This window comes from Pseudomonas sp. WS 5532 (genome assembly GCF_012985445.1).
Classification (GTDB): domain Bacteria; phylum Pseudomonadota; class Gammaproteobacteria; order Pseudomonadales; family Pseudomonadaceae; genus Aquipseudomonas; species Aquipseudomonas edaphica.
The window spans coordinates 101,100-113,620 of the sequence record NZ_JAAQWK010000015.1; the positions used below are offsets into that span (position 1 = coordinate 101,100).

Genomic DNA, 12,521 nt, shown 5'->3' on the forward strand with positions numbered 1-12,521 from the left:
TTTCGATGGCGTTTTCGAAGACGCTATCGCAGGCAAGCCAGCTCCCACAGTTGGAATGCGCATTCCTGTGGGAGCTGGCTTGCCTGCGATGAGGCCAGCAGCCATAAGCGGATTTCCGCTCACCACCCAATAATCATCAGCGACTTTCCGCTCAAAAAAATCTTGTAACCCTTCTATTCCGGGCCTTCATCTGTTTGGCACAGCTCCTGCTATAGCCCAAACCAGGCTGCGTTCGTGCGGCTCCATAAAAACAACTAGATGAAGGATCCTTCAATGGATAACTCCAACGCCCTGCCTCTGGGGTCGGCGGCTGCGCCGGCTAAAGAGCGCACCACTACCAGCCGTATCAAATCGATCTTCAGTGGCTCCGTCGGCAATATGGTCGAATGGTACGACTGGTACGTCTACGCCGCTTTCTCGCTGTACTTCGCAAAGACCTTCTTCCCCGCCGGTGACTCCACCGCTCAGTTGATGAACACCGCTGCCATCTTTGCCGTGGGCTTTATCATGCGCCCGATCGGTGGCTGGCTGATGGGCCTGTATGCCGACTACAAAGGGCGCAAGGCTGCGCTGATGTTCTCGGTATTGCTGATGTGCTTCGGCTCGCTGCTGATCGCGCTGACGCCGGGCTACGACACCATCGGTATCGGCGCGCCGATCCTGCTGGTGTTTGCACGTTTGCTTCAGGGCCTGTCGGTCGGTGGCGAGTACGGCACCTCGGCCACTTACCTGAGTGAGATGGCGACCAAGGAGCGTCGCGGTTTCTTCTCCAGCTTCCAGTACGTGACCCTGATCTCCGGCCAGCTCATCGCCCTTGCCGTGTTGATCGTGTTGCAACAAACCCTGACCACCGAGCAGCTGTATGCCTGGGGCTGGCGCATCCCGTTCGCCATCGGCGCGCTGTGCGCAGTGGTCGCGTTGTTCCTGCGTCGTGGCATGGAAGAAACCGAGTCGTTCACCAAAAAGGAAAAAGCCAAGGAAAGCGCAATGCGCACCTTGATGCGTCACCCCAAGGAAGTGATGACCGTGGTCGGCCTGACCATGGGCGGCACCCTGGCCTTCTACACCTACACCACCTACATGCAGAAATACCTGGTGAACACGGTCGGCATGAGCATCTCCGACTCCACCACCATTTCGGCCGCCACACTGTTCCTGTTCATGTGCCTGCAACCGCTGGTTGGCGGGCTGTCGGACAAGGTTGGCCGCCGGCCGATCCTGATCGCCTTCGGCATCCTCGGCACGCTGTTCACCGTACCGATCCTCACCACCCTGCACACTATCCAAAGCTGGTGGGGTGCGTTTTTCCTGATCATGGCGGCGCTGATCATCGTCAGCGGCTATACCTCGATCAACGCGGTGGTGAAAGCTGAACTGTTCCCAACCGAGATCCGTGCGCTGGGCGTGGGCCTGCCGTATGCGCTGACCGTGTCGATCTTCGGCGGTACGGCTGAAGTGATTGCGCTGTGGTTCAAGAACATCGGCATGGAGACGGGTTACTACTGGTATGTGACCGCGTGTATCGCGGTGTCGCTGGTGGTTTACGTGACCATGAAAGACACCCGTAAACACTCGCGTATCACCACCGACTAAGGGTTTAGCGCGGTAAAAAATGTGGGAGCTGGCTTGCCCGCTCCCACATTTGGTTTCAGGAAACGTCCGCTATTGCGCTACGCCCATACCGACGCTGCGCATATGCCGCCCCGGCAATCATCACCACCAGCACTGCCGCCAGCACCGCCGATGAGCCAACGGTGCCGAAATCCAGCCCGCCCTTTTCAGAGGGTTTGGTCAGAAAATCGCCCAGGGTCGCACCAAACGGGCGGGTCAGCACAAATGCCACCCAGAACAGCAGCACTGACGATATCTGTGTGAAGTATTTGAGTGCGACCACCAGCGCAATCGCCGAGCCGATCAGCAAGGCGCCACCGGCAAAGCCCAACCCCGAATCGTCCGCCAGGAAGTCGCCCAACGCGGTGCCCAAGGTGTTGGAAAACAGAATCGCCATCCAGTAAAACAGCTCGCCGCGAAAGGTCTGGACCTTGTTCACGTTCAGCGAGTCGCCGCTCAAGCGCCACAGTGCAAAGATGATCATCAGGATCACGATCAGGATCATCGACCCTGCCGCATAGCCCAGGCCCAACGTGCGGTCCATAAAGTCCGACATGGTGGTGCCGGCCGTGCTGGTGGACAGGATCACGATCCAGTACAGCACCGGGTTGTAGGTTTTCGACCAGAGCTGTGTCAGCAGCGTGACGAGAAACACGCTGATCAGGATCATCGAGCTGATGGCGTAGCCGACGTTAAGGGTCATCGAGAGCAAATCCCCGGCGGTTTCGCCCAGGGTCGTTGCGCAGATTTTCATGACCCAGAACGCCAGGGTGATCTGAGGAAGTTTGTTCATGTGCGAGAAGGCTCCGAAGCTCAGTCTTTCAATCAGCCGACTTAAAGGGGTGCCGACCTGGCGCGCAGACTGAACGCGGGGCTGTGAAAAATAGGTGGGCAATCAATGAAAATTCCATACGCGCGATGGAAATTCATCGCTCTGGATTGCACTATGACGGCCTCCTCCAACGCGCAGCAGGAACCCTGGCCCATGTCCGACGATATCCATTTCTACGAACCCGCCAACGGCCACGGCCTGCCCCATGATCCGTTCAATGCCATCGTCGGGCCACGGCCGATTGGCTGGATCTCGTCACACGATGGCGAGGGCCGCCTGAACCTGGCGCCCTACAGTTTCTTCAACGCGTTCAACTACATCCCGCCGATCATTGGGTTTTCCAGTGTCGGGCGCAAAGACAGCCTGAACAACATCGAACAGACCGGCGAATTTGTCTGGAACCTGGCCACCCGCCCGCTGGCCGAGCAGATGAACCAGAGTTGCGCGGCCGTATCACCGGACGTGAATGAATTCGAGTTATCCGGCCTGACGCCGGTGGCCTCGAAAATCGTCGCGGTGCCACGGGTGGGCGAAAGCCCGGTGTCGTTTGAATGCAAGGTGACGCAGATCATTCAACTGCAGCGTGCCGACAAGGGGTTGGTGCCTAGCTGGCTGGTGCTCGGTGAGGTGGTTGCCGTGCACATTGCCAAGTGGCTGCTCAAGGATGGGGTTTACGACACGGCGGCCGCTGAGCCGATTTTGCGCGGCGGTGGCCCGGCGGATTATTTCCAGTTGGGACCGGAGGCGTTGTTCAAGATGTATCGCCCGCGCTGATTCACTGCCCAACACACACAACAGAACCCTGTGGGAGCCGGGCTTGCCTGCGATAGCGGTTTGTCAGCCACCTGATGAGTTGGCTGGCAAACCGCTATCGCGGGCAAGCCCGGCTCCCACATTTGATTTCTGTTGAGCGATATAAAGTGTTCGGCTTCAGCTTGCGGCCGTTGCCCAAGTCAACTGACCGTCTTCGTCCACATCAACCAGACATTCAAGTTGCAGCGTCGCTGCATCGTCGGCGTCGGAGGCGGTCTTGAAGGTCTGGCCAGCCAGGATCTTGTGAAACTGCGGGGCGCCCATGCCATCGAGTGCCTTGACGGCGACGGCGGCGCTGTAGCCACCCTCTTCTTCACGCACTAATGCAGAAACGGCTTCGTGATGGGCAAATTGTTTACGTGCCATGTTGCAGGTCCTGGCCAATGAAAAGTCGGCCATTCTAACCGCTAACCGGCCAATTGCAGGTACTCACCGTAAGCATGGGCGGCGGATGCGTCGGTGAAGGTCTGGAAGTCCATGCTGCGCACTACCATGTCGTTCAACAGCTCAGTAAAGAGCATCAAGGCAGGGGAACTGAAGTAGGCACTCATCGCCTGCTCGCTGCTCCAGAAGCCCGAGACCAGCCATACATCGGGATCGACCTGGGAATGCTGCAACGAGAATTGCAGGCAACCCTGAGCCTGACGGCCCGGTTCGATCAAACTGCTCAAGCGTGCACCGAGTTCGGTGCTGCACCCGGTACGGGCACGGATAAAGGCCATATGGCTCGCGGGAATGGGGGTGGACATGTTCGACTCTCCCGTTGAGAAGTGATGCTCGGCAAGCACTGTGAGGGCGTGTTGCCACAGGATCAAAGATAGCGGCGCGAAGATGGGCGCAGTTAGTCGATTCCTGCAGGCTTATTGCACAATCCTGCGAGAAGCGTAGATAAGACGTCTGGCCCCAGGGATTTATTCCAACCGCACACTCAGTGTTTCAGGCACATGACAGGCCCTGCACTTGCCTGATTCACGCCTTATCGCAGGATCAGGCAAGGATTGTGCAGAATCGAAGTAACACCTTTTGAAAAGCCGCCGCTAAGCTGGGCCCATCAAAGCAGTCAGTAGAGGACGCTCCATGTCGTCGCCCGAAACCAAGCCAATGCCCCTCGATGCCGAGATGGAAAAACAACGCGCCGAGCTGGCCAGCATTGTTCACCGTCATACCTGGGAAGATGGCTCCTACGGCACGGCAATTACCTCGCTGTATCTGAACCGCCACAACACCCCGCGCGATTTCATGCCGGTGCTGGTCGAACCCGCCCTGTGCATTCTGGCCAGCGGCAGCAAGGAAGTGCGCCTGGCCGACGAGATCTTTGCCTACGACCCGCTCAATTATCTGGTGTTTTCGGTGGCGATGCCGGTCGCCGGGCGGATCATCGACGCCACACCGCAAGACCCCAACCTGTCGGTGCGCATCAATATCGACCCGGCCCAGCTCACCGCATTGATCGCCGAGGCAGGCCCGATGGGCGTGCCCTCCAGGCCGACATCGCGTGGCATGTACGTTGACCGCATCGACAACCAACTGCTCGACGCCGTGTTGCGCCTGGCGCGCCTGCTGGACACACCGAAAGACATCGCCATGCTCGCGCCACTCATCAATCGCGAGATTCTCTATCGGTTGTTACGTGGCCCGCAGGGTTATCGGCTGTATGAAATCGCCGTGGCCAACAGTCAGAGCCATCGCGTGAGTCAGGCCATCAAATGGTTGAACGGGAACTTCGAACAACCGCTGCGCATTGATGACCTGGCCAGGGAAGTGAACCTCAGTGTTTCGACCTTGCACCATCGCTTCAAGGCGATTACGGCGATGAGTCCGCTGCAATACCAGAAGCAGTTACGGTTGCAGGAAGCGCGGCGATTGATGATTGCCGAAGGGCTGGAGGCGTCGGCAGCGGGGTATCGGGTAGGGTATGAGAGCCCGTCGCAGTTCAGCCGGGAATACAGCCGGTTGTTCGGGGCACCGCCGCTGCGGGATTTGGCCCGGCTGCGCCAAAGTATCTGACTCAACCGGGATCAAAATGTGGGAGCGGGCTTGTGTGGGAGCTGGCTTGCCTGCGATAGCATCACCGCGGTCTGACTGAAAGAACAGGGTGCCTGCATCGCAGGCAAGCCAGCTCCCACATTAGTCCAGGGTTCGCGGCAGTTGTAAGGTCACCCGCAACCCGCCTTCGCGCAAATTCTGCAAACTCACTTCCCCACCATGGCTGTGGGCAATGTTGCGCGCGATGCCCAGACCCAAGCCATAACCTTGCTGCTGGCCAGCCAGGCGAAAGTGCGGTTCGAAGACCTGTTCCAAACGCTGCTCCGGCACGCCCGGGCCTTCGTCATCCACATGCAGGATGAACTCCACGCCATCGTCCTCGATATGCAAATGCGCGTTCTGCCCGTACTTCAAGGCATTGTCGATCAGGTTGCCGATGCAGCGCTTGAGCGCCAGCGGTTTGCCCGGATAAGGGGTCAGCGCCCGTCCGTGCTGGGTGATACGGCCGTTACCGTTCGGCGCCAGGTACGGTTCCACCAGGCAATCAAGCACGTGGTTAAGGTCGACCGGCTCGATGTTCTCGTGGATGTCGGTGTCTTTGACGCATTGCAGTGCCCCCTTGACCAGCAACTCCAACTCATCCAGGTCACGACCGAATTTGGCTTGCAGGTTTTCGTCTTCCAGCAACTCCACGCGCAAGCGCAGACGCGTGATCGGCGTGCGCAAATCGTGGGAAATTGCGCTGAACAGTTGGCTGCGCTCGGTGAGGTAACGGCTGATGCGCTCGCGCATGGCGTTAAACGCACGGCCCACTTCCACCACTTCGCTGCCACCGCCTTCGGCCACCGGTTCCACATCGGCGCCCAGGGACATGTCCCGCGCTGCACGGGCCAGGCGCTTGAGCGGCCGGCTTTGCCAGTGCACCAGCAGGCCGATAAACAGCAACAGGAAACCGCTGGTCAGCACGATAAACCACACTTGCTGCGACGGCAGGCCTTGTTCTTCCAAACTGGTGTACGGCTCGGGCAGCAGCGAGGCGATGTACAGCCATTCGCCGGGTGCCAGCTGGATTTGCGTGACCAGCACCGGCGGGTTCACCGGCTCCAGGGTCAGGGCATAATGCGCCCAGGAACGCGGCAGTTCATCGAGTTTGAGGCCCGCGTTGAAAATACGCAGGTCCTCGGCGCTGACGAACTCCACCGAGATATGCACGTCGCTGCCCAGGGTCTGGCGCAGCACTTCGTCCACGGCTTGCAGCACCGCCTGCTTGCGCGGGGTCTGCGGCAGAATCTGCATGTCCAATGGGCGGTCGTTGAGGGTCACCACAAACCGCGTGCCGCCCATGCTGCGCAGTTGGTCGAGCACCAACGGGCGGTAGGCAACCGGCAGCGAGCGGAAGTAACTCACGCTGGCCGTCATCGAATGCGCCAGGCTGCGCGCACTGGTCACCAGGCCTTCGAGCTGGGTGGCGCGCAGTTGCGAAACCCAGATCACGCTGGACAGCGCCTGGGCAAACAGCACCACAAGCAAGGTCAGCAGCAACATGCGCCCAAGCAGCGAACGCGGCACCGGAAAACGCCGGCGGCGCTCGGTCAGCGGCTCAGTGGGCATTGCCGGCAACCACGCTGGCTGCCAGTTGATAACCGCTGCCACGCACGGTGCGGATCAGCCTTGGAGGTTTTTCGGTATCGCGCAGGCGTTGGCGCAGGCGGCTGACGGCCATGTCGACGATACGGTCCAACGGCATCAGGTCGCGGCCACGGGTGGCGTTGCCAATGGTGTCGCGGTCGAGAATCTGTTGGGGGTGATCAAGAAACAACTTGAGCAAGGCAAAGTCGGCGCCGGAGAGGATTACCTCTTCGCCGTCCACGTGAAACAGGCGATGGCTGATCATGTCCAGGCGCCACTCATCGAACACCAGAACGTCGCCGCCACCCGTGCGCTCCTGGCCAAACTGGGCGCGACGCAACAATGCTTTGATCCGCGCTTGCAGCTCGCGCGGGCTGAAGGGTTTGCCGATGTAGTCGTCGGCCCCCAGCTCCAGGCCGATCACACGGTCGGCTTCATCGGAACTTGCGGTCAGCATGATGATCGGCACCTGCGCCTGGCGCGGGTGCTGGCGAATCCAGCGGCAAAGGCTGAAACCGTCTTCGTCCGGCAACATCACATCGAGGATGACCAGGTCGCACGGCGCCTCGTTCATCGCCTGGCGGAACCCCGCGCCATCCGGTACGCCACGTACCTGGAAGCCGGCGCGACTGAGGTAGGTCTGCAGCAATTCGCGGATTTCCTGGTCGTCGTCGACGAGGAGAATCGATTTACTGATTACGCTCACGGGGTCCTCCTTGTTGTTATGGCCAAGCTTAAATCATTTGTTGCGTTTGAGGCCCTATCGCAGGCAAGCCAGCTCCCACAGTTGACTGCATTCCAAGGTTGGAACCCGGTCAACTGTGGGAGCTGGCTTGCCTGCGATGAGGCCATCAGCCCCTACGCAAAAGCCTGCTCAAGCGCAACACCGGCCCCGGTCAACCCGGAATACGGCGCCGTCACCAACCACACAGGAATGCCTTTGAAGTAGTCGCTCATGCAGCCCTTGTCGCTGAAACTCTTGGCAAAACCGCTGTTGATAAAGAAGTCGGCAAACCTCGGAATCACCCCGCCCACGATGTACACACCACCACGCCCACCGGTGGTCAGCACGTTGTTACCGGCCACACGGCCCAGCCAGATACTGAACTGGTTCAACACTTCCATGGCCACCGCGTCGCCAGCCAGGCCCGCGGCCGTAATGGCTTCGGGCGTGTCCAGCACCGGCGTGTGCCCGTCGACCGCACAAATGGCGCGGTACACACGGGGCAGGCCGCCACCGCTCAGCGCGGTCTCGGCGCTCACATGCCCAATTTCGCTGTGAATGTGCTGCCACAACTGGGTTTCGCGCGGGCTGCTCAGCGGCAGGTCGACATGGCCACCCTCCCCTGGCAACGCCGCGTAACGGCCTTCGCCCAAATCCAGCAAGGTGCCCACACCCAGGCCAGTGCCCGGGCCGATCACCACGGCTGGGCGCAACGGCTCCGGCGTGCCTTGGCAGACCACACGGAATTCATCGGGTTTGAGCCGCGTCATGCCCAGGGCCATGGCCGTGAAGTCATTGACCAGCAGCAGCTCATCGACCTGCAGGGTTTTGCAAAACGCAGTTTTGCTCAGCCGCCAGTGATTGTTGGTGAATTTAAATTCATCGCCACTCACCGGCCCCGCGACTGACAGGCACACCGCGCCGATGTCCCCGATTTCCAGGCCTTCCTCCTTGAGGTAAACCTTGATGGCTTCCTCAGGGCTGTGGTGGTCCGCCGTGGCATGCACGCGGATCGAATGCAGTTCCTGATCCCGCCACAACGCAAAACGGGCGTTGGTACCACCAATGTCACCGACCAGCGCAAGCTTCACTTAAGCGTCTCCAAGGCAGAGGTAAAGGCGCTGGCGCCCTGCTCTGCGGAGCTTGCGGCCAAGCGCATAAATGCAAACAGCTCGCGACCGGCCCCCACGTTGTTGCCCAACAGGCCCGTGGCAGGCGTGCGCGCTGCAAATTCTTCGGCGTCCACCTTAAGCTCCAGGGTGCCCTTCACGCCATCGACGCGAATGATATCGCCATCCTTGACCCGCGCCAGCGGCCCGCCGCTCTGGGCTTCGGGGTTGACGTGAATCGCGGCGGGGATCTTACCCGACGCGCCAGACATACGCCCGTCTGTTACCAACGCAACTTTGAAGCCACGGTCCTGCAACACACCGAGGAACGGTGTCATCTTGTGCAATTCGGGCATGCCGTTGGAGCGCGGGCCCTGGAAGCGCATCACCGCGACAAAGTCTTTTTCCAGCTGGCCGGCCTTGAATGCATCGGCCAGATCCTGCTGATCCTGGAACACCACGGCCGGTGCTTCGACGATCTGATGCTCCGGCGCCACGGCCGAGACCTTCATCACGCCACGGCCGAGGTTGCCTTCCATCACGCGCAAGCCGCCTTCGGGCGAGAACGCACGGGCTACGGGGCGCAGGATGGTTTCGTCGAGGCTTTCGATCGGGCCGTCGCGCCAGATCAGTTCGCCGTCGACCAGGAACGGTTCCTGGGTGTAACGGCTCAGGCCCTTGCCCGCCACGGTGTTCACATCCTCATGGAGCAAGCCGGCTTCGAGCAGTTCGCGGATCAGGAACGACATGCCGCCCGCTGCCTGGAAGTGGTTGATGTCGGCCTTGCCGTTTGGGTACACGTGGGACAGGGTCGGCACCACTTCGGAGAGGTCGGCCATGTCCTGCCAGGTGAGGATGATGCCCGCCGACATGGCGATAGCCGGCATGTGCAGGGTGTGGTTGGTAGAACCGCCGGTAGCGTTTAGGGCGACGATGGAGTTGACGATGGACTTCTCGTCGACGATCTCGCCAATCGGCGTGAAGTCGCCACTGGCTTTGGTCAGGCGCGTGACCTGGTGCGCGGCTTCGCGGGTCAGCGCATCGCGCAGCGGCGTGTACGGGTTGACGAACGAAGCGCCCGGCAGGTGCAGGCCCATCACTTCCATCAACAACTGGTTGGTGTTGGCGGTGCCGTAAAAGGTGCAGGTGCCGGGGCTGTGGTAGGACTTCATCTCCGATTCCAGCAGTTCCTCACGGGTAGCCTTGCCTTCGGCATAACGCTGGCGCACGTCGGCTTTCTGCTTGTTGGAGATGCCCGATGGCATAGGGCCGCCCGGCACGAAGATCATCGGCAGGTGGCCGTAGCGCAGCGCCCCCATCATCAGGCCCGGCACAATCTTGTCGCAGATGCCCAGCATCAGCGCGGCATCGAACATGTTGTGGGACAGCGCTACCGCCGTCGACATGGCGATGACTTCGCGGCTCAGCAGGCTCAGCTCCATGCCGGGCTCGCCTTGGGTCACGCCGTCGCACATGGCGGGCGTGCCACCGGCGAACTGGCCGACCGAGCCGACTTCGCGCAGGGCTTTCTTGATCTGTTCCGGGAAATGTTCGTACGGCTGGTGCGCCGAGAGCATGTCGTTATATGACGAAACAATTGCCACGTTGGCGGCATTCATCATACGCAGACTATTTTTATCTTCAGTGCCGCAGCCGGCCACGCCGTGGGCAAAGTTGGCGCATTGCAGCTTGCCGCGCATCGGGCCGTCGCTGGCCGCGCCACGAATGAGCGCAAGGTAAGCCTCGCGGGTTGCACGACTGCGGGCGATAAGCCGTTCGGTGACCTCAAGAACGCGGGGATGCATGTATAGAACTCCAGGCTAACGGATGTGGCGACCTGAGAGTCTATGCTGATCAAACGCCCGCAGCTCATGGGATGGCAGGGTGTCGTTTGAATCATCGGACCAGTTGATTCAGGTCACTCGTTGTAGATTGAACAAAATATTGCCACTAAAAAGGCTTGTTTTCTATTTTTATGCGAATAATCTTGTAATTCTTACAACAAATCGACGACAGGCACTTTCCAATGACTCTTCGTATCGCAATCAATGGTTTTGGCCGTATCGGCCGTAATGTCCTGCGCGCACTGTATACCCAAGGCTACCGCCAGGATTTGCAGATCGTCGCCATCAATGATCTGGGCGACAGCTCGATCAATGCCCACCTGCTCAAATACGACACCGTGCACGGCACTTTCGACGCAGAGGTCGCCCACGATCAGGAAAGCCTGACCGTCAATGGTGACCGGATTGCCGTCAGTGCCATTCGCAACCCGGCCGACCTGCCATGGGCTGCGCACAAGATCGACGTAGTGTTCGAATGCACCGGTCTGTTCACCGACCGCGACAAGGCTGCCGCTCATATTACCGCCGGCGCCCGCAAGGTGATCATCTCGGCCCCGGCCAAAGGCGCGGACGCCACCGTGGTTTACGGGGTAAACCATGACATTTTGCGTCAATCGCACCAGATCATCTCCAACGCGTCGTGCACCACCAACTGCCTGGCACCTGTGGCTCAGGTGCTGCATCGCGAGCTGGGCATCGAAAGCGGCCTGATGACTACCATTCACGCTTACACCAATGACCAGAACCTGACCGACGTGTACCACACCGACCCGTACCGCGCGCGTTCGGCCACCCAGAACATGATCCCGAGCAAGACCGGCGCCGCTGAAGCGGTCGGCCTGGTACTGCCGGAACTGGCAGGCAAGCTGACCGGCATGGCCGTGCGTGTGCCGGTGATCAACGTGTCGCTGGTGGACCTCACCGTGACGCTGAAAAAAGAAGCCACGGCCGAGCAAGTCAACGCACTGCTGAAAGAAGCCAGCCAGCATTCGAAAATCCTCGGCTACAACACCCTGCCGCTGGTTTCGAGCGACTTTAACCATAACCCGCTGTCGTCGATTTTCGATGCCAATCACACCAAGGTCAGTGGCAAGTTGCTCAAAGTGCTGGCGTGGTATGACAACGAATGGGGCTTCTCCAACCGTATGCTGGATAACTGCCTGGCACTGTGCAACGCCGAGTAAACCGACCCGGTTGTTCCATTGTGTGGACTGGCTTGTGTGGGAGCTGGCTTGCCTGCGATAGCATCTCCGCGGTCTGTCTGAAAGACCAGGGCGCCTGCATCGCAGGCAAGCCAGCTCCCACACAAGCCAGCTCCCACAGGAGTCGACGCAGCATCTCAAAGTGCCACTTGCCATTTGAGTTGATGATAAGCATTATCATTAACTGCAAACCGGTCTGGTATCACTGTGAGCCAATCTCGCTTCAACCAAGTCTTTCTCACCCAACGGGTGATTCTGCTACGCACTCTGCAGCGGATGGTGAATAACCACAGCACCGCCGAAGACCTGTTGCAGGAAACCTACCTGCGCGTCACGCGGGCGCTCAGCGAGCGGCCGATCGATCACCTTGAACCCTTCGTCTATCAAACCGCGCGCAACCTGGCGCTGGACCATCTGCGCTCGCGCCGCATCCAGGCCCGCACACTGCAAGAAGATGTGCCGCTGGACGTACTGCAGAGCGTCGCCGCGCCGATCAGCACGCCCGAGGACGCCACCCAGGCCGAGCAATTGCTCGAACACCTGAGCGTCAGCCTCGGCCAGTTGAGCGCGCGCCAGCAGCAGATTTTCATCCTCAGCCGCCTGCACGGTTGCAGCTACCAGGAGATTGCCGATCAGTTGCAAGTGTCCTTGAGCACGGTGCAAAAGGAACTGAAATTGATCATGGCTATCTGTGTAGGAGTGGCCGAACGGCTGGATCAGCCTTAAGCTTCACCCGACAGAGGTGTCGACCCAGGCTGTAGGAACGATGAA

General features: G+C 59.9%; 12 protein-coding genes. 5 read left to right on the top strand and 7 right to left on the bottom strand.

Annotated elements, in window-relative coordinates:
• The first annotated feature begins 273 nt into the window (after positions 1-273).
• Positions 274-1,593, top strand: coding sequence for an MFS transporter (locus HBO23_RS23345; RefSeq protein WP_017139777.1), 1,320 nt, complete (start codon positions 274-276; stop codon positions 1,591-1,593).
• Positions 1,594-1,648: 55 nt separating this feature from the next.
• Here the strand turns inward: HBO23_RS23345 and HBO23_RS23350 are convergent, their stop codons facing one another.
• Positions 1,649-2,404: a hypothetical protein gene (locus HBO23_RS23350; protein ID WP_099549376.1), complete on the bottom strand. Its 756-nt coding sequence runs from the start codon at positions 2,402-2,404 to the stop codon at positions 1,649-1,651.
• 192 nt (positions 2,405-2,596) lie between these two features.
• Here HBO23_RS23350 and HBO23_RS23355 point away from each other — a divergent pair, with 192 nt between their 5' ends.
• On the top strand, positions 2,597-3,217 hold the full coding sequence (locus HBO23_RS23355) for a flavin reductase family protein (protein ID WP_099549418.1): 621 nt from the start codon (positions 2,597-2,599) through the stop codon (positions 3,215-3,217).
• Positions 3,218-3,373: 156 nt separating this feature from the next.
• Here the strand turns inward: HBO23_RS23355 and HBO23_RS23360 are convergent, their stop codons facing one another.
• Positions 3,374-3,655, bottom strand: a complete 282-nt coding sequence (locus tag HBO23_RS23360) for a hypothetical protein (protein WP_017139774.1) — start codon at positions 3,653-3,655, stop codon at positions 3,374-3,376.
• 8 nt (positions 3,656-3,663) lie between these two features.
• On the bottom strand, positions 3,664-4,005 hold the full coding sequence (locus HBO23_RS23365; RefSeq protein ID WP_017139773.1) for an antibiotic biosynthesis monooxygenase family protein: 342 nt from the start codon (positions 4,003-4,005) through the stop codon (positions 3,664-3,666).
• A gap of 328 nt (positions 4,006-4,333) precedes the next feature.
• Between HBO23_RS23365 and HBO23_RS23370 the strand changes: the two genes are divergently transcribed.
• Positions 4,334-5,263, top strand: coding sequence for an AraC family transcriptional regulator (locus HBO23_RS23370; RefSeq protein WP_017139772.1), 930 nt, complete (start codon positions 4,334-4,336; stop codon positions 5,261-5,263).
• A gap of 120 nt (positions 5,264-5,383) precedes the next feature.
• On the opposite strand, the gene HBO23_RS23375 is transcribed toward HBO23_RS23370, so the two are convergent.
• The 4 genes from HBO23_RS23375 to edd form a co-directional block, all read right to left on the bottom strand.
• Complete coding sequence (locus HBO23_RS23375) at positions 5,384-6,853, bottom strand: ATP-binding protein (protein WP_017139771.1); 1,470 nt, start codon at positions 6,851-6,853, stop codon at positions 5,384-5,386.
• Complete coding sequence (locus tag HBO23_RS23380) at positions 6,843-7,577, bottom strand: response regulator transcription factor (RefSeq protein WP_017139770.1); 735 nt, start codon at positions 7,575-7,577, stop codon at positions 6,843-6,845. Before HBO23_RS23380 ends, HBO23_RS23375 begins: the two co-directional genes overlap by 11 nt.
• A gap of 152 nt (positions 7,578-7,729) precedes the next feature.
• Positions 7,730-8,686: a glucokinase gene (locus HBO23_RS23385; RefSeq protein WP_017139769.1), complete on the bottom strand. Its 957-nt coding sequence runs from the start codon at positions 8,684-8,686 to the stop codon at positions 7,730-7,732.
• Positions 8,683-10,509, bottom strand: a complete 1,827-nt coding sequence (edd, locus tag HBO23_RS23390) for a phosphogluconate dehydratase (protein ID WP_138451872.1) — start codon at positions 10,507-10,509, stop codon at positions 8,683-8,685. The genes HBO23_RS23385 and edd overlap by 4 nt, the downstream gene beginning before the upstream one ends.
• A gap of 221 nt (positions 10,510-10,730) precedes the next feature.
• On the opposite strand from edd, the gene gap reads away from it, so the two are divergent.
• Both gap and HBO23_RS23400 read left to right on the top strand, forming a co-directional pair.
• Entirely contained in the window at positions 10,731-11,732 is a 1,002-nt protein-coding gene (gene gap / locus HBO23_RS23395) for a type I glyceraldehyde-3-phosphate dehydrogenase (protein ID WP_017139767.1), read from the top strand.
• 225 nt (positions 11,733-11,957) lie between these two features.
• Positions 11,958-12,476: a sigma-70 family RNA polymerase sigma factor gene (locus HBO23_RS23400; RefSeq protein WP_056858662.1), complete on the top strand. Its 519-nt coding sequence runs from the start codon at positions 11,958-11,960 to the stop codon at positions 12,474-12,476.
• Positions 12,477-12,521 lie beyond the last annotated feature (45 nt).